Source organism: Pseudundibacterium arcticum (assembly GCF_042646465.1).
Lineage (GTDB): Bacteria > Pseudomonadota > Gammaproteobacteria > Burkholderiales > Burkholderiaceae_D > Undibacterium_A > Undibacterium_A arcticum.
The window spans coordinates 15414-41076 of sequence record NZ_JBHRTP010000038.1 but is presented as its reverse complement, the minus strand read 5'-3'; the positions used below and the strand labels follow the sequence as shown (position 1 = coordinate 41076).

Sequence of the window (25663 nt, the reverse complement as noted above, 5' to 3'; positions counted from 1 at the left end):
TACCTCCCAATCAAAAAACCTCAGGCGCACCCGGCATATTCGCTGGCGCGCCTGAGGCTTCACTTCAAATCGACGATCAGAAGAAACCCAGTGCTTTCGGGCTGTAACTTACCAACAGATTCTTGGTTTGCTGGTAGTGATCGAGCATCATCTTGTGATTTTCACGGCCGATGCCAGACTGCTTGTAGCCGCCGAATGCTGCGTGGGCCGGATAAAGGTGGTAACAATTGGTCCAGACGCGACCGGCCTGGATGCCGCGACCGACGCGGAAAGCGCGCGAACCGTCGCGGGTCCACAGGCCTGCGCCCAGCCCGTACAGCGTGTCGTTAGCGATTTCCAGTGCTTCGGCCTCATCCTTGAAGGTAGTGACCGAGACCACGGGTCCGAAAATCTCTTCCTGGAAGATGCGCATCTTGTTGTTGCCCTGGAATACTGTCGGCTTGATGTAATAGCCGCTTTCCAGATCGCCGCCGAGGTTGTTGCGCTCGCCGCCGGTCAGCATTTTTGCACCTTCCTGCTGGCCGATATCGATATACGACAGAATTTTTTCCAGCTGCTCTTGCGACGCCTGGGCGCCGATCATCGTCGCGCTATCCAGCGGGTTGCCCTGCTTGATGGCGGCGACGCGTTTCAACGCACGCTCCATGAATTTTTCGTAAATCGATTCCTGGATCAGCACCCGCGATGGGCAGGTGCATACTTCGCCCTGGTTCAGCGCGAACATCGCGAAACCTTCCAGGCATTTGTCAAAGAATTCGTCGTCCTGGTCCATTACGTCGGCAAAGAAGATGTTGGGCGATTTGCCGCCCAACTCCAGCGTGACCGGAATCAGGTTTTGCGCCGCGTATTGCATGATCAGGCGACCGGTGCCGGTCTCGCCGGTGAAGGCGATTTTGGCGATGCGCTTGCTGGAGGCCAGCGGTTTGCCGGCTTCCAGGCCAAAGCCGTTGACAATGTTCAATACGCCGGCCGGCAACAAATCCCCGATGATTTCGATCAGGACCATGATCGATGCCGGGGTCTGCTCGGCCGGCTTCATGACCACACAGTTGCCTGCCGCCAGGGCGGGTGCCAATTTCCATACTGCCATCAGAATCGGGAAGTTCCAGGGGATGATCTGGCCAACCACGCCTAAAGGCTCGTGGAAATGATAGGCATAGGTTTCTGCATCGATCTGTGCAACCGAGCCTTCCTGGGCGCGAATGCAGCCGGCGAAGTAGCGGAAATGATCAATCGCCAGCGGGATGTCGGCGGCCATGGTTTCACGGATCGGCTTGCCGTTATCGATGGTCTCGGCAGTGGCGATCAGTTCCAGATTCGCTTCCATGCGATCGGCGATCTTGTTGAGGATGTTGGCACGTTCGGCGGGCGAGGTCTTGCCCCAGGCGGCTTTGGCGGCGTGCGCTGCATCGAGCGCCAGTTCGACGTCTTCGGCGGTTGAACGGGCGATTTCGCAGAATGGCTGGCCGGTAATCGGTGTGATATTGGCGAAGTATTCACCCTTGACCGGTGGCACGAATTTGCCGCCGATGAAATTGTCGTAGCGTTGTTTGAATGGATTTTTTACGCCAAGTTTGCTGATGTCTGCGAGATTCATGTCGTCCTCTAACTGGTATGTGATTGTGGTATGTGATTGCAAATGGTTTGGAACAATTACGCGACTTACCTACGGTAAACAAATTCTGCCCACGACAATTAATGCGATCAGAGCCGATTGGCGGTATGGCATTTGCTTGACTTTAAATATAACAAGACCCATTTTCTGGCGTTATCGAATTTCGGCAAAGTTTCGCTATGCGCTTTGGGATACGCCCCAGACATGGTTAGAATAGCTGCAGCAACAGTCTGTAATTAGTCGCAAGTTGGTCGCAAGTTAACTGTTGGAAGGAAGTGCAAGATGCTGTTGACATCGGATTCGCAGCCCAAGGCCGAGGTTCAGGCTGCGCCATTGCGGAACGGGGCGCACCAAATTCGCACAGTCGAAGCGCACGATGCTGATGACCATGCGCGCAATTTGACAGCATGGGAGCAGAGTTACGACCAGATTACGCCAGGGCAATTTCACGGGATGCTGGCGGAGTTGCAGATGCCGCAGATGCAGGTGTTTCTCGAGCAAACCAGCCAGGCTGTGCGCCAATCCTGCTGCGTCTGGCCAGATGCATTCTGGTTCGGTCTGCAGGGTCATGCGGATAGCGGGCGCGTCAATGGCCGTATCAATGGCCGTTTGGGCGATGCGGGTGCAATCATGGTGCGGCCGGGCAATTGCGAGTTTGAGCTGGTGACGCCGGTCGATTACGCCATCTACGGCATTGTTATCCAGCGCAATGCCTTGTTGTGTGTAGCCGACCAAATGGGCTGCCGGATTGACTGGTTACGACTGGCCAGTGCCGAAGTGTTGCATGTGACGGAGCCGGCAAAGACAGCCTGCCTGCAGACGCTGGCATATCTGCTCTCGGAAGATGATGTGTGCAGTGAACGTAATCCGGTCGCCAGCCTGGAGTTGCCGCAGCAAGCCGTGATGATGGCGATGCTATCCATGCTTGATACCAGCGAGGTGGACCGTGCAGTCAGCAACAGCTTCATGCGGCGCCAACGCATCGTTGCGCAGGCGCGTGACTATGTGCTGGCGCACCGCGACCAAGTGATTACCGTGCCTGAGTTGTGCGAACGTCTGCATGTCAGTCGCCGCACCCTGCAATATTGTTTCGAAGACGTGCTGGGTATCAGTCCAATACAGTATCTGCGTATCATCCGCCTCAACGGTGCACGTCGGCATCTGCGGGAAGGTTTGTCAGGTAGCCTGACGGTGCGGGATGTTGCGGCAGATTGGGGATTTTGGCATTTCAGCCAGTTTTCCAGTGACTACCGGAAATTATTTGGCCAGAGTCCGTCGGAATCGTTGCGGCAGCGCACGCACTAATAGACTGACGCAAAATGGTTCCCCGTTGACCGGTGTAAAGTAAATTTGTATCAGCGATTTCGTTGACCCTTGTGTTGTGGGCCCTGAATTCTGCGCTGTGCCCCAATGTTTAGGCGGCGTGTAAAAATACACCTGCCAGTATGATTAATATGAAAGAGGCGGGTATAACAACAGCTTGAGCTAATCATGGATCATGAGGCGGACCGAGGTCGGCATCGGTCTAGAATGCAATGCCGATCGCGCATTCCCAGATAAGCGCATGGCGGAAATTGCCAAAGTACTGACGGCTGGTCGCCGTAGGTGATACCGACTAATGCCGACGTTTGGCGGTATTGACCAGCAGCGCAGCGGCGACATGGGGCGGCACATCGGTGTAATGCGCCAGTTCCATCGAGTAACTGGCGCGCCCCTGCGTCAGCGAGCGCAACGCAGTCGAATAGCCGAACATCTCTGCCAAGGGTACCTGGGCCCGGACCGATTTAATGCTGCCTGACATGGCATCCATCCCGAGAATATTGCCGCGGCGCGCAGACAGGTCGCCCATGACGTGGCCCATGAATTCTTCCGGCGTCTCGATCTCTACCGCCATGATGGGCTCCAGCAAGACGGGCTGAGCATGCCGCATGCCTTCGGTAAAGGCGATGGCACCGGCGATCCGGTACGCGTTTTCGTTCGAGTCGACCTCGTGATAGGAACCGAACAGCAGCGTGACCTTGACGTCGACCACCGGATAACCGGCCAGGACGCCGGCGGTCAGCGAGTCCTGCACGCCCTTGTTGACGGCCGGTATGAATTCACGCGGGATCACGCCACCTTTGATTGCGTCGACGAACTCCACCCCGCTACCGGCCGGCTGCGGCTCCAGCTTCAGCACCACATGACCGTATTGGCCATGGCCGCCGGACTGCTTGATGAATTTTCCCTCGACTTCGGGGCAGCTGCGGCGGATGGTTTCGCGATACGCAACCTGCGGCTTGCCGACGTGGGCTTCGACGCCGAACTCACGCCGCATTCGCTCCACCAGGATCTCCAGATGCAGCTCGCCCATGCCAGAAATGATGGTCTGGCCCGACTCCTGATCGGTGCGGACCATGAAGGACGGATCTTCCTGCGCCAGGCGGTGCAGGGCGAGCGCCATTTTCTCCTGGTCGGCGGCGGTTTTCGGCTCCACCGCCTGGGAAATCACCGGCTTCGGAAATTCCAGCCCTTCCAGAATGATGATGGCCGACGGATCGCATAGCGTGTCGCCGGTGGTCGCCTCCTTGAAACCGATCGCCGCCGCGATATCGCCGGCGCGCACTTCCTTGATGTCCTCGCGATGGTTGGCATGCATTTGCAGGATGCGGCTGATACGCTCGTTCTTGCCCTTGTCTGGATTGCGGACCATGTCGCCGGCATGGACTACGCCGGAATACACGCGAAAGAAAATCAGCTGTCCGACAAACGGATCGGTCATGATTTTGAAGATCAGTGCGGCAAACGGTTCATCATCGGTGGCATGGCGTTGGGCCGGCTCGCCATTGTCCAGTTTGCCCTCGATCGGTGGCAGGTCGAGCGGCGAAGGCAGGTAGTCGATCACCGCGTCCAGCAACGCCTGCACTCCCCTGTTCTTGAATGCGGCACCGCACACCATCGGCACGATCTGACCCGCGATTGTGAGCTGGCGTAGCCCCTGTTTGATCTCGGCATCGGACAAGGTCTTGCCGCCAAGGTATTTTTCCATCAGCAGGTCGGATGCCTCGGCGACTGCCTCCAGCATGCGGTCGCGCCATTGCCGCGCCGACTCCAGCAGGTGATCCGGAATCTCGCCGAAGCTGAACTTAACGCCCTGTGTGGCATCGTCCCAACTGATTGCCTGCATGCTGATCAAGTCAATCACGCCATGAAAGTCGATTTCGCTACCTAGCGGAATCTGGATTGGCACCGGATTGGCGCCTAGCCGCTCCCGCATCTGGCTCTCTACCCGAAAAAAATCAGCACCGACCCGGTCCATCTTGTTGACAAAGGCCAACCGTGGCACCGCATATTTATTGGCCTGACGCCATACTGTCTCGGACTGCGGTTGCACCCCGCCGACCGCGTCGTACACCATGATCACACCGTCCAGCACCCGCATCGATCGTTCTACCTCGATCGTGAAATCGACGTGGCCCGGCGTATCGATGATGTTGATGTGATGCCGGGGATAGCTACCCGCCATGCCTTTCCAGAACACGGTGGTCGCCGCCGCAGTGATGGTAATGCCGCGTTCCTGTTCCTGCGCCATCCAATCCATCGCCGCCGCGCCTTCATGCACCTCGCCCAGCTTGTGGCTGACACCGGTGTAGAACAGGATACGTTCGGTGAGCGTGGTCTTGCCGGCGTCGATATGCGCCGAAATGCCGATATTGCGATAGCGTTCGATCGTCGTTTGTCGCAGCAGCTCGTTATTTTTCATGATGTGGATCAAATGATTTTACCAATCAACAGCATCGGCGCTTTTAGCGTCCAGTGTTTGATCCAGGCAAATAATTGTTCAGATAGTTACGCTGGTCATCATGGGAATCGCGGCCACCAACGAATTGCCGCTTCTGGTTATACTTGCCCGCATAGCATGTTTGTTCGGGTCGCCGGCTGTATCCCTCGTGACGCGGCTGCGGCGCTCGATCACTTTTCCGGGAATCGCATGGGTCCACGTCGTATCTTCCGTATCATACCGGTACCTTGGGCGCGTCTGATGGCGGGTGTAGTCTGCTGCGGCTGGTGGGCGTTCCTTCCAGCGGTCGGCATGGTGCACGCGGCGAGCGATCCGGTACTGCATGTCGGTTCAAAACGTTTCACGGAGTCGTATATCCTGGGCGAAATCCTGACCCAAACCGCAGCTGCATCGACCCAAGCGGAACACCGGCAGGGTTTGGGCAATACGGCAATCGTATTTGAGGCATTGAAGACCGGCAGCATCGATCTCTATCCGGAATATCTGGGCACGATCGACCAGGAAATCTTGAAGCACACCACGCCGGGCGGCATCGACGCGATCAATCGCGAACTGGCGCCACTGGGTCTGGGCGTCGCCGTGCCGTTCGGCTTCAACAATACCTATGCGCTGGCGATGCGCGCCACCGACAGCCGGCAGCGGGCGATTCAGCGCCTGAGCGATCTGGCGCAGCACGTCGATTTGAAATTGGGCCTGTCGCATGAATTCCTGGGCCGTGCCGATGGCTGGCCCGGGCTGGCGCAGCGTTATCACTTGCCGCAAAAACCAGTCGGCCTCGATCATGGCATCGCCTACGAGGCGCTAGCCAGCAGCCAGGTCGACGTGATCGACATTTATTCGACCGACGCCAAGATCAAATCGCTTGGACTGACCGTATTGGTCGACGATGCCGGCTACTTTCCGCGCTACGATGCGGTGATTCTGTACCGGCTGGACGTGGCGCAGCGTTTTCCGCAAGCTTGGCACAGTTTGCAGCAACTGCAGGGCGGCATCCATGCCGACGACATGATTGCGATGAATGCGGCCGCCGAACTGGAGGGCAAGTCGTTTCGGGGCATTGCGCAGTCCTTTCTCGCATCGTCCATGGTGTCCGGCGAGAAAAGTCGAGAAAAGCGCGTTGGTTCCGACGCAAACATGGAAAACGGATTCTGGAACAAATTGTTCGATGGCAATTTGTGGCGTCTGACACGGCAACATATCCTGCTGGTGGTGCTGTCGGTTGCGGCCGCCGCCATCGTCGGGATCCCGCTCGGCGTTGTCGCTGCGTTTGTGCCGCGCATGCGGCAAGCCGTGATGGCGGTCGTCGGGGTATTGCAGACCGTGCCGTCGCTGGCCTTGCTGGCCATGCTGATCCCGGTGCTGGGCATGATCGGAACCGCGCCGGCACTGATTGCACTGTTTCTGTATGCGTTGCTGCCGATTGTGCGCAACACCTGCACCGGCATCGGCCAAGTGCCGCAAGGATTGCGACTGGCGGCGAGGGCCCTAGGACTGAAACCGAAGGATTGCCTGCTGTTGATCGACTTGCCGCTGGCCATGCCGGTGATACTGGCCGGTGTTAAAACGGCAGCGGTCATGAGCGTCGGCACCGCCACCATTGCCGCCTTCATCGGTGCCGGCGGCTACGGCGAACGCATCGCGACCGGACTGGCGCTGAACGACAATCAGATGTTGCTGGCCGGTGCGATTCCGGCAGCGATGCTGGCCTTAGTCACGCAATTGCTGTTTGAACTGATCGAGTGGGCAATGCTGCGCACCCGATCCTAGGAGCCTGCCGGACTTAGGGCGCGGCGCCCCGGACTACCTCGTGGCCCTGAATCAAACCTTTTCCGAGACTCCTGACTTCTTGCGATTGGCCAGAATGGAACTGCCCAACGACGCCGTGATCAATGCGGCGCCGAGCAGGCCGGTCACCGCTTCCGAGATATGGATGCCGACGCCGATCAGCATCAGTACCGCCAGCGCGCCAATCGCCCAGAACGCGCCGTGTTCCAGATAGCGAAAGCGCGTCAGCGTGCCATGGTCGACCAGTTGCAGGGTAAAACTGCGCACGAACATCGCACCGGCGCCCAGACCGAGCGCGATAATGAAAAGATTATTGGTCATCGCGAATGCGCCGATCACGCCGTCGAAAGAAAAACTGGCATCGATTAACTCCAGGTACAGAAATCCGCCGATACCCTGCTTGACGACGTGCTGGGCGATACCCGACTCGTCGCCACCCAGCAACGCCGCCACGCCTTTTGCCAATATGAAGGTGATCACGCCCCATACGCCGGCTTCGATGAAACCGTTGCGCAGCGCCGGATCCAGCAGACTGGCGGCCGCGACGAGTGCCATCAGTGTCAACGCGGCCTCGATCGCTTCCATCTTACCGAGTCGGGTAAGCGGTTTTTCGATGAACTGCAGCCAGTGTTCGGTCTTGTGGCGGGCGACGAAGAAACTGAAGAACACCATCATCAGGAAGGTGCCGCCGAACGCCGCGATCTGATGGTGGGCCGATGCCAGAATCCGACTGTATTCTGCCGGGTAATGCAACGCCAGATCGATCGCGCGGATCGGTCCGACATCACCACTCACGCCGACGATCAGGAGCGGGAAAGCCAGACGCATGCCGAACACCGCGATCAGGATGCCCCACAGCAGGAAGCGGCGGCGCCAGACTTCATTCCAGCCATTCAGGATGCCGGCGTTGACGATGGCGTTGTCGAACGACAAGGAGGTTTCCAGTACGGTCAGGAAAATGACCGTTACCGCCGCTTGGGGGCCGCCAATAAAATACGCCGCGATCACTGCAATGGCGCAAAAGATCAGCGAGCCGCCGAAATACGATAATAGTGATTTCATAAAAAGCGTGGGCCGCACCCGTTCGGCGCGGCCCATAAGAATGGATGGATGTGGTGGTGTGTTGCAGATCGCAACCCGGCCGGCATTATTTAATCGTTGCTGCCGACGAAGCCCAGCAATTGCAGCAGGCTGGTGAACAGGTTGAAAATGGAGACGAACAGGCTGACCGTTGCCATCACATAGTTGGTTTCGCCGCCGCGCACGATATTATTGGTTTCAAATAAGATCAGACCCGACATCAAGAGCACAAACACGGCCGACACGGTCAACGACAATGCAGGGATCTGCAGGAAAATCGCCGCCAGTCCTGTAAGGAAGGCCAGCAACACGCCCACCGTCAGAAAACCGCCCAGAAACGACAGATCGCGTTTGGTGGTCAGTGCATAAGCCGACAATCCCATGAAGATGGCGGCGGTTCCACCCAGCGCGGTCATCACGATCTGGCTGCCGTTCGGCATCTTCAGATAATGGCTGATGATCGGCCCCAGCGTATAGCCCATGAATCCCGTCAGCGCAAAGACCAGCGCGACACCGGCGCCGCTGTCACGGTATTTGGTGACCAAGAACAGCAGGCCGAAATAGCCGACCAGCGTGATGATGAGGCCCGGATGTGGCAGCGCCAGCGTCGCCGCCGCACCTGCCGTCACCGCGCTGAAGGCGAGACAGAGCGACAGCAACATATAGGTATTGCGCAAAACGCGCCGCGCCGAACTGTCTGTCACGGTACTGACCGACGGCGCCGCGCGCAGAGTGTTGAAACGATCATTCATGCTTATCTCCTGGTTGGTTCATGCAAATCACGCATGGCACAGCCGTTGCGCTTTCGATTGCAGCCGTCATCGTAGAAGCATTGCCATTTTTTAAAAAGCGAAGATAATATGATCATTACTTCATAAAAACAGAACCATGGAAGCGGAAAAATGAAAACCACCGGTGTTAATTTCAGGCATCTTTATTATTTCTGGGTGGTGGCCAAGGAGGGCGGCATTACCCGCGCCGCAGAACGACTGGGCGTGGCAGTGCAAACCATCAGCATGCAATTGAGCCTGCTGGAACAATCGATCGGCAAATCCTTGCTGACCCAACAGGGGCGGCGTCTGGTCCTGACCGAAGCCGGCCGTCTGGCGCTCGGCTATGCCGACCAGATCTTCCTGCTGGGCGAACAGATGCAGGATGCGCTGGATGAAGCCGACATCGGGCGCACCATGCGGCTGACGGTAGGCATTTCCGATGCGTTGCCGAAACTGGTGGCCTTCCGCCTGCTGGAAGTCGCGTTGAAGCTGCCGCAACCGGTGCGTCTGGTATGTTACGACGGTGCCTTCGAGTCCTTGCTGGGCGACTTGGCGCTGCACAAGCTGGACGTTGTTCTGACTGACCGGCCGGTCAGTTCGGGCACCAGCCTGAGGGTGTTCAGCCATTCGCTCGGCGAGTGCGAAATCATGCTGTTCGGCGTGCGCGCACTGGCCGAACGCTATCGCAGCGGTTTTCCCGACAGTTTGAATGGGGCGCCGCTATTACTGCCGACGCGCAACAGTGCGATCCGGGGCCGGCTCGATCAGTGGTTTGAAACGCAGGGCTTGCGTCCGGAGGTGGTCGGCGAATTCGAGGACAGCGCATTGCTAAACACCTTCGGCAGCAGCGGACTGGGCCTGTTTCCAGCACCGTCGGTACTGGCGCGGGACATGCAAGAACGATTCGACGCCGTGCCGGTCGGCGAAATTTCACAGGTGCGGGAACAATTTTATGCGATCTCGAACGAACGCAAAATCAAGCATCCGGCGGTCGAAGCGATCCTGACTGCGACGGGGGACGGCATATTTCGATTCCGGGATGATGCCAATGCCGCTTGACATAACGAGGGCTCAGGGCCGTAACCCTCGAAATACACGCTAATACGAGATCCGGTAACGATAACCTCTGTAGTTCAGGATCGCCGAATGCGGTGACATTTTTTCCAGTACCAGCCCGGTCGCGACTTCATCACCTTCGCGGCGCAAACTCTTGTTGATCAACAACTGACGATCGGCCTGATTGTCCGAATAGATATAGCCACCGACGGCCACCGGCGGCAGTTCGCTCTGAATATGCTGCGGCAGTTCGCGTTGTGTCAGAACGCCATCGTCTGCGGGTGCTGTATCGCGCGATGTTTTTCTGTCATCGGATTTTTTGGGGAGCTGCGCCGCGGCCTTTGGTGCCGTCGGCGTCGGCTTTGCCGCTGGCATTGCTGTAACAGCCTGCGCCGTGGTCGCCGTGGCGCTGGCAGGACCGGCCGGCATGTCTGGTTTGGCTGGCGTGACAACGACCGCTTCAGGCGCAGCCGTCGCGAGCGGTAGCGCGGTCGCGGTCGGCCCGCCGGTTGGTGTCTGCGGCAAAGGCGCTGTCGCGACTACCGCAGTGCTGGGTTGCCATGGTTTGAACCAGGCCACGGCCAGTAATATCAGCGTCATGGTCAGAGCGACGCCAATCCAGCTACGCCACGGCGGGCTACCGGTGGAGCGCACTCCAGGCGCAGCATGCGTTTGTGCGTGCAGGTCGGGGATGCTGCCCAGATTGCGTTCCGCTTCGGCTTTTTTTAATGCGTCCAGTATGTATGACATGACTTATTTCCCCGGCACCGCGTTGGCAACCAGCAGATTGTTTTGCAGCCGCGGCTCATGCACGCCGGCAGCGTTGTTGAGCAACATGAAGGTTTTGGGTCCGGCGACACCATCGCCGGCCAGCCCCTGCGCCAACTGGAATTCCCGCACTTGCTGGCGCATCGTCAGCTCGAATTGGCGGCCGGCGGGTGGTTCCTTGATACCGGACAGCGTCGCCAGTTGCCGTGCCAGCCAGTCGACTTCTACCCCGCTGTCGCCCAGCGCCAGTTCTTTGCGGTACCCGGGCGGGGCGCGCCAAAAGGTCGAAAAATCGCCGCGCCAGCGCCGTGCCAGCGCAGCCAGGCTGACGGTCTGGCTGCTATCGCCAATCCGCAAACTGGCTTCGGCATTGGTCAAGCCCGTCAGCAACGCATAATAAATCTGATCCTTGTCGTCGCGCAGGGTCAGTACTACCGGGCGGTCAAGTTGCCTGATTTCCGCCAGCCCGCCACTGCTCTTGTAGCAGCGCAACGGGCCTTTCACTCCCTCCCGGCACAGCGATCCGGCATTTTCCAGCGTCACCTGCCACAACTGTGCCAGCTGGCGGTAGGTGCTGGTTTCGTCGCGGCTGACCGTATTGATCGGGTTCCAGTCCTCGATGACGATCGGCAGCGGACTGGGGGAAGCCCTCGCCGGGTTGCTGGCTGCATCCGGTGAAGTAGTTTGTGTGACAGCCGCGCCGCTGGCGGCTGCCGCCACGGTGGAAGGCTTGCCGATCGCGCTGATCGCCCCCGACGGCGCCTTCGCCGCAACGCTCGGGCGCTGGGATGGCACACGCTGGTTCATGGCCCAGCCGGCGGCTGCGGCGATGGCGATAGCGGCGATGGTCGTTGCGGCAAGCGTTGCCGTGCCGACGGTGGGCCAGTTCAGCATCGCTGCAGGCCGCGGCGCAGCGGTGTTGCCGAATACTTCTGCCGCCGCCTTGCGCACGATGCGGCGATCGATCACGTGTTTGTTTTCGGCATACCCGCCGAGCAAGGCGCGATCGCACAATACGTTGATGCGACGCGGCACGCCGTTGGTTTGTCGATGAATTTCCGGTAATGCGCGTTTGTCGAACGGAAGTGCCGATGTCAGTCCTCCGATCGACAGCCGATGCTGGACGTAACGCGTGGTTTCTTCCGGCGACAGCGAATCGAGATGGTAACGCGCGATCACCCGTTGCGCCAGTTGCTCCAGCTCCGGTCGGGCCAGCATGCTGCGCAGCTCGGGCTGACCGATCAGGATGATCTGCAACAATTTGCTGTCGTTGGTTTCCAGGTTGGTCAGCAGGCGCAGTTGTTCCAGCACCCCGGCCGATAGATTTTGCGCCTCGTCGATGATCAGCACATTGTTTTCGCCGCGCGCATGCGCCTCCAGCAAATAACGATTGAGTGCGTCGACGTAGATCTTGGCGCTGTCAGGCGCGCCGCCGACGCTGCCTGCAGATGATGGCAGGCCGATACGAAACTCGTCGCAGACCGACTGCAGTAATTCCGTCTCAGTCAGTTTCGGATTGAAGATATAGGCAACGTTGCAATTGGATGGAATTTGCTGCAGGAAGCACCGGCACACCGTAGTCTTGCCGGCCCCGATCTCGCCCGTCAGCAGCACAAAACCGCCGCCGCTGTCGACGCCATACAGCAAATGCGCGAGCGCCTCGCGGTGCCGTTCGCTCATGAACAGATAGCGTGGGTCGGGCGCAATCGAGAAGGGTGCTTGATTCAGTCCGAAAAATTGGGTGTACATGGCTGTCGAAGGAGATATTGTGCCAAGGCTAGCACATTCGTGTGCGTGATCGAGGCGCGATGCTATGCCGGGATGGCCAGCGTGCCGATCAGGCCTTGCGGCAGGGCAAGTTCGAAGCTGCGGCAAGGTCCAGTCTGACACGGCGGCGGGGGCGTCCATTCGGTCAGCGGCAGTCCCTGGCATTTCAGACCGGCCTCACGCGCGGTCCATGCCCTGACAAAAGCCTGCGCGCGTCGCTCGGGCGAAGTGCCGGCCAGTGCATCGGCAACCGCGGCGCCCAAATAATCGCGCGCGACCATTTCCCAATCCGGTACCTCCTGCACCTGCATCAGATCGACGCCGACTGCGCCATGCAGATTGACCGCCGCCAGCGACAGACCCGCCTCGTGACTGATCGACAAGCCGACATTGCATGCGGCAGCGTTGGCGCCCAGCGCGATGCGAGGCGCCTGTCCCGTTTCCGACTTCAGCGCAATGCCGTCCGGCGGCAGCCCCAGCAATTCGCCCAGCAGTTGCTGTAGCGCCAGCCTGATCTGTTGGCGGGCAAGGTCCCGGATTGTGTTGCCAGCTGTCGCAATACCAATCACGATCAGGCCGTCGCTAGGCACCGGCAGCGCGCCCGACCAGGGATGTACGGTCCGCCTTTCGACCCGCTGATCGAGCCAGGATGACGCCGGCATCAGGCGCGTGCCGGCGCCGCCGGGCAGCCGACCCAGCTGCTGGCGGCCGGGATATTCTCGCCTTTCATCACCAGGGTCAGCGCACCCAGCTTGGCATTGTCGCCGACCTCGGCGCTATACAGCACCGCACTGCGCGGTCCCATATACACACGGCGGCCGATGTTGACGTGATCGATCTTCATCACGCGGTCTTCAAACAAATGTGTTTGCGGGCAGGACAACGCATTCAGTTCGCTATAGTCGCCAATCGCGACGCAATCGAATTCGGTAATGTCGGTGGTATCGAGATACACGCCACGTCCGATCCTGCAGCCGAGCAGATTGAACGCCAGCGGCAACCACGGTGTGCCGCGCAGGTAACGCATGAAGTTCGGCACGGCGATGCCTTCGTACAGGTTGGTCACGCCTTCCGACAGCCAGACGAACGGCGTCCACATCGGTTCCGCGCGTTTGCTGTAACGCCCGATCAACAGCCATTTGAACGCCATCACGAAGAAATAATTGCCAATGCCGTAAGCCAGCCCGGCCAGGCTGAGGTCCCATACCACTTGGCCCCAGTGGCCGGCGCCGGCAACCGGCATCACATCCAGCACCACGGTGTAGCCGACGGCGATCACGACCGCATGCGGCGCCGCGATCCGGAACGCTTCGATCAGCCCGCGGCCCAATCGGCGCAGCGGGGAGGGGCGGAAGGTGAGCCATTCCGGATAGCCGGTGACCTGTTCCCGGGCCGGCAGATTGATCGGTGGCGAACCGAGCCAGGTATCGCCGCTGACCATCTGTACATTGTCCGGCGCGCGCGAATGGACGCCGATCAGTACATTTTCCGGCAGGACGGTGCCGTCCGGAATATAGGCGCCATTGCCGACAAAGCTACGATGGGACACGACGGTCGGTTGCATCGTCATCCAGCCGCCGTCGATCTGCTCGTCGCCCAGCATGACGGCATCGGCGATAAATGTTTCGTCGCCCAAGGTCAGCATATCGGGCACCACGCCTAAAGCGGTCGAAATTTCCGCATCGCGTCCGACCTTGGCACCGAGCAGACGGTACCAGACCGGCGCGAATACCGTCGCGTATATGCCGTGCAACACATTCAGGCTCGACTCCTGAATCTGGCTGACCAGCCATTTGGAGCAATAAGTATTGCTGTGCACCGGCGAGCGTCCGACCTTCAGTCGCGGCAGCACAGTCCAGCGGATACCCGCCGACACCAGCGCGGTCAGGACGATCAGGACGGCGCTGGCCGGGAATGCCAGCACAAAATAACGTGCCAGTTGAATCCGGACATCATCGCCTTGCAACCAGGGCAACAGATTAGCCTCGTCGAACCAGTCGATCAGTACGAAGCTAGGAAACACCGGCATGAAAAACAGCGTGGCGATCAGCAATATGCCGAAGATGAAGAACAGCGCTTCCAGCGCCAGCCGGGTGGAGCTGACGCTCGGCCGTGGTGGTTGCCCGTTCGGATCGAACACGCCGATGTCGCGCGCCGGTGAGCCGCTCCAGACCCGGCCGGCCGGAACGCGGCCACCATCGCCGAGCGCCGACTGGCCTTCCAAGTGGCCGGCTTGCTCGACCGTGGTATTGCCTTCCAATATGGCGTAGGAACTGACGCAGGCATCATTGCCGAGCGTAATGATGCCGAGCCGCAACTGACCGCGTTCAACCCGAGCGTTTTCGAAATTGGCCGCATTGCCGATGCTGACACCATCGCCGATGCGCAGCAGATCGGGGGCGCGCAGCGTCATCGAACCAATGATGACCTCGCGCCCGACCGATGCGCCGAGCGCACGCAACCACCACACATACAGCGACGAGCCGCTCAACAGATAGGTCGGAGCCGATTCCACCAGCCGGTCGGCCAGCCACCAGCGGTAGTAGGTGAGACCCCAGAGCGGATAGCTGCCGGGCTTCAAACGGCCGGCGATCAGCCATTTGCCGGCGATCGCGATGCCAAATTCCATCACCGTCGCCAGCAGAAAGATGCCGACCGATGCCGCGATCGCGCGCGGGATCGAGTCGCTGGGATCGCCGGTAAAGAAGTGATAGGTGAAAAATGGCGCCAGCCATTGCGCCATGCGCAAGGTTACCAGGCCGGGCACGGCTACGGCTTGGGCGGCGCCACACAGCCAGCGACGCGCTGCCGATGGCGGTGTCCAGTCCGGTTCGATGGTGCCACCGCCGTCTGGGGCATCGGCCAGCACCGCGGCGATCCGTCCGATCTCGCGATTCTGGTAAATATCGCGCACCGTCACGTGGGCATAGCGCGGATCGGCGCGCAAGGCCGACGCCAGCCTGGCGGCAAAGAACGAGTGGCCGCCCAGGTCCGAGAAAAAATCCGCATCGCGCCGAATTGGCTGACCCGGAAACAGCTTGGCCAGCGCCGCAAACAATGCCGCTTCGGCCGGTGTTTCCGCTAGATCGGAATCCTGGTTGCTGCCGGCTGGCACCGCTCCCAACGGTAGCGCCTTCAACGCCTTGCGATCGATCTTGCCCGAGGTCAGGCGTGGCATCGCGGGCAGCATTTCGAATCGGCCCGGCACCATATAAGGCGGAAGTAGTCCCGCCAATGCCTTGCGCAACTCGCTGGCCGATATGGTGTCAGCATCGGCAGCGTTTTCGGGAACGATGTAGGCAACCAGTTGATCCATCCCATCGTCATTGCGCAGCAACACCGCGACCGTGCCGACACCGACTTGTTGCACCAGCAGCGCCTCGATCTCGCCCAGTTCGACGCGGAAGCCGCGTATCTTTACCTGATCGTCAGCCCGTCCCAGACATACCACCTGACCATCGGCGTCGATCCGCGCCAGATCGCCGGTGCGATACAGTCGCGCATCGTATTGGCCATTAGCCCATGGATTGGGCAGAAATTTTTCTGCGGTCAAGTCGGGGCGGCCGAGATAACCGGCGGCCAGTCCGGGTCCGGTGATGCAGAGCTCTCCGGTTTGGCCGCGTGGCAGCAACCGCAAGCCATGCGCGCCACTTTCATTGACACCGGCATCGGCATCGATCACCAGCAAGCCGTAATTGGGCAGCGGGGTGCCGATGGTCACCGGCTGGCCGGGCTGCAATTGCGCCAGGCTGGCGGACACGGTGGCCTCGGTCGGGCCATAGGTATTGAAAATCTGACGCCCGGGCCTGGCCCAGCGCTCGACCAGCGTTTCCGGGCACATCTCGCCACCGAGATTGATCAGTCGCAGGCTCGCGACATCCTGATTGAACAGCGCAAGCAGGGTTGGTACCGCGTGCAACACGCTGACGTGGTTGGCTGCCAACAGCCGGGGCAGGGTCTCCGGGTCGCCGGTCACTTCCTTCGGCGCGATCCACAAGGTCGCACCGACCAGGTACGCGATCCAGATTTCTTCGAATGACATGTCGAATGCGACCGAAAAGCCCTGATACACGCGATCGTCGCCGCGTATGCCGAGGACGGCGTTCTCGCTGCGCAGGAAATGGCAAATGCTGTGCTGCGCGATCAGGATGCCTTTCGGCTTGCCGGTCGAGCCGGAGGTGTAAATCACATAGGCCGGATGGCTCGGCAGCATGTCGCTGCGGCGAAAGAATGGTGCCGCGGATACAGGCGGCGCCAGCAATGCTTCTGCGCTCCAGACTGGGCGGCCTAGCAATTCAAGGCGTGGCGCGAATTGGGCGCAACTCACGATACCGGCGGCCTGTGCATCGTCCAGGCACACTTCCAGCCGCTCGACCGGCGTATCTTCATCGACTGGCAGCCAGGCCGCGCCGGCCTTTGCGATGCCGGCCTGCATCACTAGCAGGTCGATGCCTCGCGGCAGCCACAGGCCGACGATCTGGCCCGGCGACACGCCGGCCTCGATCAGTCTGGACGCCACCAGATCGGCCTGCTGGTTCAGTTCGCGATAACTGAGCCGGCGCTCGCCGAAGATGAGCGCGGTGTGATCCGGACAGCGCAGCGCGCTCGCCTCCAGCAGGTCAGCCAGTACTTCGTCGCGCAGCAATTCCGGTTGACTCGGCCCGTACAGGATGTCGGGATGCAGTTGCGCATGGCGACGCGCAACAGTGGACAGATCGTTCATTTTATCGTGCTTTTCTGTGTATGCACGGCTGGCTCTTGATGCGAAAACATTGAACTATTGGCAGTATGTTGAAAAAAATGTTTATTTATATGCGCAACATGCCATCGACACTATGGAGTATATGGGCGCAAGCTGCGTTGGAGAGGGTGGGCGGTTGCCACGCGATCAATCCAGAACGAATTGTAGAGGGCTTTTTTCACCGAAGTAATCCTGATTTCCCGAATTGTTTGAAAAACCCCGGAATACAGTGGAAAATGGCGTCTTCGTATGGTTTACGCACAAGAAATGAAATCATGAATGTCAAAGACAGCAACGGCACCATTTAGCCTATCGTCTGGACTCGCTACATGACCGAAAATACCCACAAAATCAAGTTTTTCCGTGAGCGCATTCCGTCATTCACCTGCGTGCCCGGGTGTCACGACTGTTGCGGACCGGTGATGACCTCGACCGAAGAAATGGCGGCATTGCCTGTCAAGACCGAGGTCGAGCATGAGGCGGCGCTCGCTGCCTTGAGTTGTCCGCATCTGGGCGAGCACGGATGTCAGGTGTATGACGAGCGTCCGCTGATCTGCCGTCTGTTCGGCACCACGCCGAAGTTGGTCTGTCCTAACGGCAAGCGGCCTGAAGTCATGATCGATCCGGCGGTTGAGCGCCAGATATTTCGTTACTTCGAAGAGGTGCGCCACGTGCTGGTGTAATGCATGCGGCAACGGCACTCACACCCGCTGCCTGAATACCCGCAATTCGCGTCCGAGTGCGGCGCTGCGCGCGACTATTTTGTCGGCATCCGCCTGCAGCATCTTGCAGCGGCGTTGCAATAACTGCCAACCTGACCACGCTAAATGTTCTGGCCCGGCAATGCGCCCGGCAACGTCATCATGCAACGGCTTAGTCTCTGCCGCTTCTGATTGCAATGGCGGCGGATCATCGAGCAATCGCTGCGCCTGATCCAGCATGTTGCCGACGCGAGCGCTGACCTGTTGCAAAATCGCGTCGACCGACTCCTTCGGCAATCCTTCGGCATGCCGACGCAGCAGCAACCGGATTGCGGCGACATGCGATACCACCAGGTAATTTTCAACAATAAACAGATTCAGCTCTTCCACCGCGTATTGCTTGTTGGCCGGTTCATCGAGCATCCGCACCAGCGTCGCCGACAGGCCGGCGACGCAATCCATGAAGCGTTTTCGGCACAGCCGATACAACAGATCGTCGCGCCCGCCGCTCTGCAACAGGTCGCGGGTGGCTTCGATATAGCGCCGATTGGCCTGTAGCACACTCTTGATCAGGCGCGGTAGCGCGCGGTATTCCCAGCTCGGCAGAACGAAGCTGAAGGCGGTCGCGATGACGGCACCGATCAAGGTGTCGAGCAATCGTTCGCCGATCACACCGGTGCTGTTCGGTATCATCAGGTTGATCTGCAGCAGAATCTGCATGCTGGCAGCGATCGCGGTGTAACGATATTTAATGTACACGAACGACGGCACCGCCACGGTCGCCAGGAACAGAAAACCCAGCAGCGCCAGCGGCGCATGTACCAGATGCAGGATCAGCGCGGTCAGCGCACAGCCGATCGTAGTGCCGAGCAGACGGTCGCCGCGCCGTTGCTTGGTCATGCTGTAACTGGGTTTCAGGATGATGACGATGGTCAGCACGATCCAGTAGCCATGTGACGCATACGGCAGATGTTCGGCCACCAGCAAACCGACGGAAATGGCCATCGCCACCCGCAGTGCGAAACGGAACACCGACGAGCGCAAATTCAGGCTGGCAATCAACAGACCCAGCTCATACTTCTGCTGGGTCAAGAACGGCGTCATGTCGGCATGCGGCAAGACCGGCAACGGCGCAACCGCGGTTTGCGATGCCAGATGCAGCTGACCGATCATGTCGACCACCTCGCGCACCTTGTTGTAGGAGGTGCGCAACACGATCACCGCTTCATCCGGCATGCCTGGCATGAGGCGGTCTTCATGGGCATGCGCAGTTTGCAATTGCTGCAATACCGTCTCGATCGCCTGAAACTCGGTCTCGTAGCTGACATCGGCATACGAGGCGCGCTTGCGTGTTACTGCGAAGGCGATCGATTCGAGATCGTGTGCCGCCTTGCGTATCAGTTCGTGCAGCCGGTTCAGCACATCGGTATCCGCGAAATGGCGGCGCAGCAGCGCATAGTCCGTGTGCGTCGACAGTATCGTTTCGTACAGGTCGATCATGCTGTAATGCACCTGGATCAGCACCGCATCGCGCGCGCCGGGCGTGCCGCGCAGGATCAGGTCGCGCGATGCCTGCTGCTTGTCGGCCAACACGATCTGCTGCCGCACCAACTTGTTGAACTGCGCATGCAGATTGGTGTGCATGTCGTAAAAATCGGCCTTGATCTCGATGTAGCGCGCCAGTTCGAACAAGGCCTCGGCCAGCACCTGCTGCTTGATCCGGCGGCGCAGAAACCAGGCCACCAGCATCGCATACGCCAGATAGGCCAACCCGCCCGCCAGGAACAGTGCGCTGTGCAAAAAGGCTTGCGGCACCGTCAACTCGTTTTCCATCGATAAAGTCATGATGAATAGCGCGGCAAATTGCAGCGGCAAGGTCCTGCGCCCATACACCACCATCATGGATGCCAGAAAACTAACCAGCACCAGCATCACACCGAGCAGCCAATGCACCGGCGCGCACAGGCTGATGATCAGGGTGACGGCAGTGCACAACAGCACACTGGCCAGCATTTCATTGAATTTGTGACGCAGCGGGTTCGGCAGATCCATCAGGCTGGTGCATAGCGCGCCGATACAGACCGTCATCGCCACCGGCAGACTGCTGTAGGCGAATACCGCGAGCGTCAATCCGATCACGCCGACCGCGACCCGCAGGCCGCTATAAAAATAATGACTGAACAGGAAAGTGCGGGGATTGAGCGCGTAATGCATGGGCGGCTGGTGGCAGTAAGGCGAAAATGCAGTGTAACGTAGAAGGCACTATTTAAATCGCAAGGCGCTCCGGCATGGACCGGGACAAAGCTGCCCGTTGCGTCATTTTCAAACGTGCCAGAAATTGAAATATTTCATTAAATGAAGAGTATATCGATAATTGCCATTAAATTATAGCGAAATGGCGATGTATTGAAGGCAGTATATTCTCTTCATAAAATTTTCATTGCATCCGGCAGACTGCGCGCCATGGTCTGCGCGCCGCGGTCTGCACGCAATCGGCGCTGGTTCCGCGTGTGATAATGCTGCCTCTTGAAATTTGCCATCTATCGATCATGAAATATCACATCAAACTCGGCGACTGGACCACCTTGCAACCGGAAGCGCAGGCGATTCGTTTCGATGTTTTCGTCAGGGAGCAGCAGGTCCCGGCGGACATCGAACTCGACGAGATGGATCCGGTCTGCCTGCACGCGCTCGCCTACGACGCCGGCGGCCAAGCGGTCGGCACCGGCCGCCTGTTACCGGACGGGCATATCGGCCGCATGGCGGTGCTGAAAGTGGCGCGCGGCACCGGCGTCGGTGGCGCGATCCTGCAAGCCTTGATGCAGGCCGCGCAGCAACGCGGAGACAGGAGTGTGGTGCTGAACGCGCAGACGCGAGCCGAAGGATTTTACGGACGCTTCGGCTTTGTGCGCGACGGCGATGAATTTGACGATGCCGGAATCCCGCATATCGAGATGCGCCTGAAATTTGCGTGACCGCGCCAGCTGCGCTTCATTCACCATTCATCATTCGCCATTCACACGCTTCATGACGCACTCAATAGTCTCTGCCCGGGCTGCCGCGTGTGTCGGTATTGGCATCAACGGCCAGTTGCAGCTTGCGCCAGGATCGGCCCGTACGGGCATGGTGCGTTTCCTTCTGCCACGCGCCAGCGCCATGATTTCATGCGGATGTTAGTGCCTTTCATCATGTAATCCGTCCCCTCGTCAAGTCGTTACAAATTGAAACAATACCGCTGAATCTTCATACTATGATGATCGCAGGGACAATCTTCAAATCGTGCGCAGTCTTTTAAAATCGTGACGATAGAAAAATAATCCTCCATAACACCTGCATGACGACATAGCGGTTCATGCAGCGATATACGCCCAAGGCGGTCATGAGACGGATTGCGTTGTTTCCGGTATGGAAAAATGCGAATAAGTGCTTGCTTTCGCCTCTCATCGCATCGCTGGCCATAACTTTCATGACGGCGATTGCCGGCTGCGACAAGAGCGGGGATGCCCGCAATGCCGCCGCCAAGAATAGACCCAACCCAGTGCCCGTAGTGGTGGCCCAAGTCGAGCGGCGCCAAGTGCCGTTGCGCATTGAAGCAGTAGGAAGCGTGGAAACGATCATGTCAGTCGCAATAAAATCGCGCATCGACGGCGAAATTGCCAAGGTCAAGTTTCACGATGGCGACGCGGTCAGCAAAGGACAGTTGCTGTTCGAGATCGATCCGCGTCCTGCTCAGGCTCAACTGAATCAAGCCAAGGCCAATCTGGCGCGCGACACCGCGCAATTGCACCATGCTCAGGATCAGGATGTGCGCTACCAGGATTTGCTGAACAAGCATTTCATCTCGGCCGATGCGTATTCGCAGATCCGCACCGCACTGGAGTCTGCCAGGGCCGTGGTCGCGGCCGACATGGCGGCGGTCGAATCGGCCAAGCTGCAACTGGACTATTCGACCATCAGAGCGCCGATCGCCGGACGCGTAGGCAAGACGCTGATCCAGGCTGGCAATCTGGTCAAGGCCAACGACGTGAATTCGCTCGTGATCATCAACCAGATCCATCCGATCTATGTCAACTTTGCCGTGTCAGAACTTCAGATCGAGCGCATCCGCGCGGCAATGACTGGCGGACCGCTGGCGGTGGAAGTGAGTACCTTGCCCGGTAGTCCGGGCGGGTTCAAACGCACCAGCCGACTTGCCTTTCTCGACAATGCCGTCGATCCAGCCACGGGAACCGTCAAGCTGCGCGCTGAAATGCAAAATGCCGATGCGGCCGTATGGCCCGGACAATTCGTGCACGCGGCCTTGTTGCTCGGCAACCAGCAACCGGCGGTCGTGGTGTCGTCCACGGCGCTTCAGAACGGGCCCAACGGGACATTTGTTTATCTGCTGGACCCGGCCACGAAGATTGTGCAGCCGCGCGATATTGCAGTCGATCGTATCGAAGGGCCTTTGACCGTGGTAGCCAAAGGGCTGGCACCCGGCGAAACGGTGGTGGTCGATGGCCAGTCACGCCTGGCACCGGGCGCAGCCGTCAGCATCAAGAGCACAGCGAGCGGATCGTGAACGTTATCGAGCCCTTTGTGCGGCGCCCCGTGATGACGGGCTTGATCATGTTGAGCATCTTGATCTTCGGGATCGTTGCCTATCGCTCACTGCCGGTATCCGACCTGCCCAACGTCGATTTTCCGACCATCCAGGTCAGTGCGACGCTACCGGGGGCAAGTTCCGAAACGATGGCAGCGGCAGTGGCGACACCGCTGGAAAAGCAGTTTTCGACGATCGCAGCGCTGGACTCGATGAGCTCGGTCAATGCGCAAGGGTCGACCCAGATCACGCTGCAGTTTTCGCTTGATCGCAACATTGACGCCGCGGCTCTCGACGTCCAATCGCAAATCGCCGCAGCACTGCGCCTGTTGCCGCCGGAAATGACCACGCCACCGTCATTTCGCAAGGTTAACCCGGCAGATTCGCCGATCTTTTACCTGACGCTGACCTCAGACACCATGCCGCTCTCGGCGGTGGACGAATACGCGCAAACGCTGCTTGCCCAGCGCATTTCCACCATCGCCGGCGTGGCGCAGGTGCAGGTGTTCGGATCGCAGAAATACGCGGTACGGGTACAGGTCGATCCCAACGCGCTGGCATCCCGCGGCATCGGGTTAGATGAGGTGCAAACCGCGATCGGCAACCAGAATGTGAATCTGCCGACTGGCACGCTGTACGGCCAGGAGCGGGTATTCAACGTGGAAGCGAACGGCCAGTTAAAGGACGCCACCGTATTCCGGCGCATGATCGTCGCCTACCGCAACGGTTCGCCGGTGCGGCTTGCCGATGTCGGCAGGGTGATCGACAGCGTCCAGACTGACAAGGTGGCAGCCTGGTTCAGCGGTAACCGCGGCATCATCCTGGCAATTCAGCGCCAGCCCGGCACTAATACGATCGGCCTGGCGGATGCGATCCGCGCGCTGCTGCCGTCGTTCCGCGCCCAGATACCGCCCGCCATCACCATGAGCATTCTGTATGACCGCTCACAGACGATCCGGGAATCGGTCAACGACGTGAAATTCACGCTGGTGTTGGCACTGGCATTGGTGGTGATGGTCATTTTCCTGTTTTTGCGCAACCTGTCGGCGACGATCATTCCTAGCCTCGCACTGCCGATGTCCATCATCGGCACCTTCTCGGTGATGTATCTGTTCCATTTCAGCCTCGACAATATCTCGCTGATGGCGCTCACACTCTGCGTCGGGTTCGTGGTCGATGATGCGATCGTCATGCTGGAGAATATCGCGCGCCACCTGGAAATGGGTAAAAGCCCGTTGCAGGCGACGCTCGAGGGGGGCAGGGAAGTCGCTTTTACGATTGTCTCGATGACTTTGTCGCTGATGGCGGTGTTCATCCCGGTGCTGTTCATGGGCGGCATTCTCGGCCGTCTGTTGCGTGAATTTTCGATCACCATCATGGTCGCCGTGCTGATGTCCGGCTTCGTGTCATTGACGCTGACCCCGTTACTTTGCGCGACCATGCTCAAGCGCAGCGACACCATCCGGCACGGCCGTTTCTACAATCTAATGGAGTCGATGTTCAACGCCTGGCGGCATGGCTATGACGTCAGCCTGCAACGGGTGTTGCGCCATCCCCGCGCCACCATGGCCGCTTTCGCTGTCGTGGTGGCGGCGACCGGCTGGATGTTTGCCACCATGCCCAAGGGCTTTCTGCCAAGCGAAGATACCGGGCAGATCTTTGCCATTACCGAGGCGGCGCAAGACATTTCGTTCGATGCGATGGCGACAAAACAGCGCGAAGCCGCCCGTATCGCGCTGGCGCACCCGGCAGTGGCATCGGTGATGTCGGCGATTGGCTCTGGTGGCGCGACCCAGACGCTTAACCAGGGCCGGCTGTTCATCCGCCTGAAACCAGGCAGTCAGCGTGCGCCGGTGGAGGACATCATCAACACGCTGCGCCCGCGGTTGACGCAGATTCCCGGCATGCGGGTGTTCCTGCAAAATGTGCCGTCGATACGGATTGGTGGCCAGCTCACCAAAAGCCTGTACCAGTACACACTGCAAGATGCCGACACCAACGAACTCTATCGCTGGATACCGGCGATCGAAGGCAAGATTCGCTCATTGCCTGGGCTGCGCGACGTCACCAGCGACCTGCAGATCACTTACCCGAAAATCGCCATCGACATCGACCGCGACCGCGCGGCAGCGCTCGGCGTGACGGCCCAGCAGATCGAAAACGCCTTGTACACCGCATATGGATCGCGCCAGGCATCGACGATCTATACGCCGAGCAACGAGTATTGGGTCATTCTGGAGGTCGCTCCCCAATACCAGGCCGACCCATCCACACCGTCGATGCTGTATGTGCGCTCATCCAGCGGCAGCCTGGTGCCGCTGTCCTCCGTCACGCATGTGAGTCGTGGCGTATCGCCGCTGACTGTGAATCATCTCGGTCAATTGCCAGCGGTGACGATTTCATTCGACCTCGAACCGGGGGTAGCGCTAGGCACCGCTATCAATGACATCAACAAGGCACAGGCCAACTTGGGGATACCCAATACGCTGACCGGCAGCTTCCAGGGCTCGGCCCAGGCTTTCCAGGCATCGGTCACCGGCTTGGGATTGCTGCTGGTGATGGCGGTATTCGTCATTTACGTGGTGCTTGGCATACTCTATGAAAGCACCATCCATCCGATTACCATTCTGTCCGGCCTGCCGACGGCTGGACTGGGGGCGCTGCTGACACTCTGGTTGTTCCATATCGATCTGAATATCTACGCCTTCGTCGGCATCATCATGTTGATCGGCATCGTCAAGAAGAACGCCATCATGATGATCGACTTCGCCATCGAAGCAAGCCGCCATCGCGGCTTACCTGCTGACCAAGCGATCCACGAGGCCTGCTTGACCCGCTTCCGTCCGATCATGATGACGACCATGGCGGCCTTGCTCGGGACGCTGCCGATCGCCTTGGGTATCGGCGCCGGGGGCGAGGCCAGAAGACCGCTCGGCCTCGCCGTGGTCGGAGGATTGATGGTGCCGCGTGACAGCAACGACAGGCGATCATGCTGAACATGTTTTAACGCAACG

17 protein-coding genes are annotated in these 25663 nt (G+C 59.3%); 7 read left to right on the top strand and 10 right to left on the bottom strand.

The genetic code is table 11. From position 1 onward, the window contains the following. Positions 1 to 76 precede the first annotated feature (76 nt). Positions 77 to 1597: an aldehyde dehydrogenase gene (gene adh / locus ACFOFO_RS12650; protein ID WP_390331680.1), complete on the bottom strand. Its 1521-nt coding sequence runs from the start codon at positions 1595 to 1597 to the stop codon at positions 77 to 79. Positions 1598 to 1897: 300 nt separating this feature from the next. On the opposite strand from adh, the gene ACFOFO_RS12645 reads away from it, so the two are divergent. Further along, entirely contained in the window at positions 1898 to 2920 is a 1023-nt protein-coding gene (locus tag ACFOFO_RS12645) for a helix-turn-helix domain-containing protein (RefSeq protein WP_390331679.1), read from the top strand. Positions 2921 to 3230: 310 nt separating this feature from the next. Here ACFOFO_RS12645 and fusA read toward each other — a convergent pair whose 3' ends face one another. Further along, positions 3231 to 5342 (bottom strand): elongation factor G, encoded by a 2112-nt coding sequence (gene fusA, locus ACFOFO_RS12640; protein ID WP_390328077.1) that lies wholly within the window; start codon positions 5340 to 5342, stop codon positions 3231 to 3233. 294 nt (positions 5343 to 5636) lie between these two features. Between fusA and ACFOFO_RS12635 the strand changes: the two genes are divergently transcribed. Next, a complete protein-coding gene (locus tag ACFOFO_RS12635; RefSeq protein WP_390328078.1) occupies positions 5637 to 7163 on the top strand; it encodes an ABC transporter permease/substrate-binding protein in 1527 nt (508 codons plus the stop codon). A gap of 51 nt (positions 7164 to 7214) precedes the next feature. Here the strand turns inward: ACFOFO_RS12635 and ACFOFO_RS12630 are convergent, their stop codons facing one another. Further along, complete coding sequence (locus tag ACFOFO_RS12630; RefSeq protein ID WP_390331677.1) at positions 7215 to 8243, bottom strand: DUF475 domain-containing protein; 1029 nt, start codon at positions 8241 to 8243, stop codon at positions 7215 to 7217. An 89-nt stretch (positions 8244 to 8332) separates the two neighbouring features. After that, positions 8333 to 9013 carry a Bax inhibitor-1/YccA family protein gene (locus tag ACFOFO_RS12625; RefSeq protein WP_390331675.1) on the bottom strand — a complete coding sequence of 227 codons (681 nt, stop codon included), beginning with the start codon at positions 9011 to 9013 and terminating at the stop codon, positions 8333 to 8335. 150 nt (positions 9014 to 9163) lie between these two features. Between ACFOFO_RS12625 and nhaR the strand changes: the two genes are divergently transcribed. Continuing rightward, positions 9164 to 10093, top strand: a complete 930-nt coding sequence (gene nhaR / locus ACFOFO_RS12620; protein WP_390324758.1) for a transcriptional activator NhaR — start codon at positions 9164 to 9166, stop codon at positions 10091 to 10093. 39 nt (positions 10094 to 10132) lie between these two features. On the opposite strand, the gene ACFOFO_RS12615 is transcribed toward nhaR, so the two are convergent. The 4 genes from ACFOFO_RS12615 to ACFOFO_RS12600 form a co-directional block, all read right to left on the bottom strand. Beyond that, entirely contained in the window at positions 10133 to 10840 is a 708-nt protein-coding gene (locus tag ACFOFO_RS12615; protein ID WP_390324760.1) for a general secretion pathway protein GspB, read from the bottom strand. 3 nt (positions 10841 to 10843) lie between these two features. Next, positions 10844 to 12607: an ExeA family protein gene (locus ACFOFO_RS12610; protein WP_390324762.1), complete on the bottom strand. Its 1764-nt coding sequence runs from the start codon at positions 12605 to 12607 to the stop codon at positions 10844 to 10846. Between the two features lie 62 nt (positions 12608 to 12669). Further along, complete coding sequence (locus ACFOFO_RS12605; RefSeq protein ID WP_390324763.1) at positions 12670 to 13287, bottom strand: 4'-phosphopantetheinyl transferase family protein; 618 nt, start codon at positions 13285 to 13287, stop codon at positions 12670 to 12672. Beyond that, positions 13287 to 17348, bottom strand: coding sequence for a Pls/PosA family non-ribosomal peptide synthetase (locus ACFOFO_RS12600; protein ID WP_390324766.1), 4062 nt, complete (start codon positions 17346 to 17348; stop codon positions 13287 to 13289). The genes ACFOFO_RS12605 and ACFOFO_RS12600 overlap by 1 nt, the downstream gene beginning before the upstream one ends. 347 nt (positions 17349 to 17695) lie before the next feature. Between ACFOFO_RS12600 and ACFOFO_RS12595 the strand changes: the two genes are divergently transcribed. Then, on the top strand, positions 17696 to 18049 hold the full coding sequence (locus ACFOFO_RS12595) for a YkgJ family cysteine cluster protein (RefSeq protein ID WP_390324769.1): 354 nt from the start codon (positions 17696 to 17698) through the stop codon (positions 18047 to 18049). An 18-nt stretch (positions 18050 to 18067) separates the two neighbouring features. On the opposite strand, the gene ACFOFO_RS12590 is transcribed toward ACFOFO_RS12595, so the two are convergent. Then, complete coding sequence (locus ACFOFO_RS12590) at positions 18068 to 20281, bottom strand: FUSC family membrane protein (protein WP_390324770.1); 2214 nt, start codon at positions 20279 to 20281, stop codon at positions 18068 to 18070. A gap of 335 nt (positions 20282 to 20616) precedes the next feature. On the opposite strand from ACFOFO_RS12590, the gene ACFOFO_RS12585 reads away from it, so the two are divergent. Then, entirely contained in the window at positions 20617 to 21042 is a 426-nt protein-coding gene (locus tag ACFOFO_RS12585; RefSeq protein ID WP_390324772.1) for a GNAT family N-acetyltransferase, read from the top strand. Between the two features lie 316 nt (positions 21043 to 21358). Here ACFOFO_RS12585 and ACFOFO_RS12580 read toward each other — a convergent pair whose 3' ends face one another. Further along, positions 21359 to 21685 carry a hypothetical protein gene (locus ACFOFO_RS12580; RefSeq protein WP_390331751.1) on the bottom strand — a complete coding sequence of 109 codons (327 nt, stop codon included), beginning with the start codon at positions 21683 to 21685 and terminating at the stop codon, positions 21359 to 21361. Between ACFOFO_RS12580 and ACFOFO_RS12575 the strand changes: the two genes are divergently transcribed. Then, positions 21606 to 22628 carry an efflux RND transporter periplasmic adaptor subunit gene (locus tag ACFOFO_RS12575; RefSeq protein ID WP_390331745.1) on the top strand — a complete coding sequence of 341 codons (1023 nt, stop codon included), beginning with the start codon at positions 21606 to 21608 and terminating at the stop codon, positions 22626 to 22628. The two genes, ACFOFO_RS12580 and ACFOFO_RS12575, sit on opposite strands and share 80 nt — an antisense overlap. After that, a complete protein-coding gene (locus ACFOFO_RS12570; RefSeq protein ID WP_390331673.1) occupies positions 22625 to 25645 on the top strand; it encodes an efflux RND transporter permease subunit in 3021 nt (1006 codons plus the stop codon). The genes ACFOFO_RS12575 and ACFOFO_RS12570 overlap by 4 nt, the downstream gene beginning before the upstream one ends. The last annotated feature ends 18 nt before the right edge of the window (positions 25646 to 25663 follow it).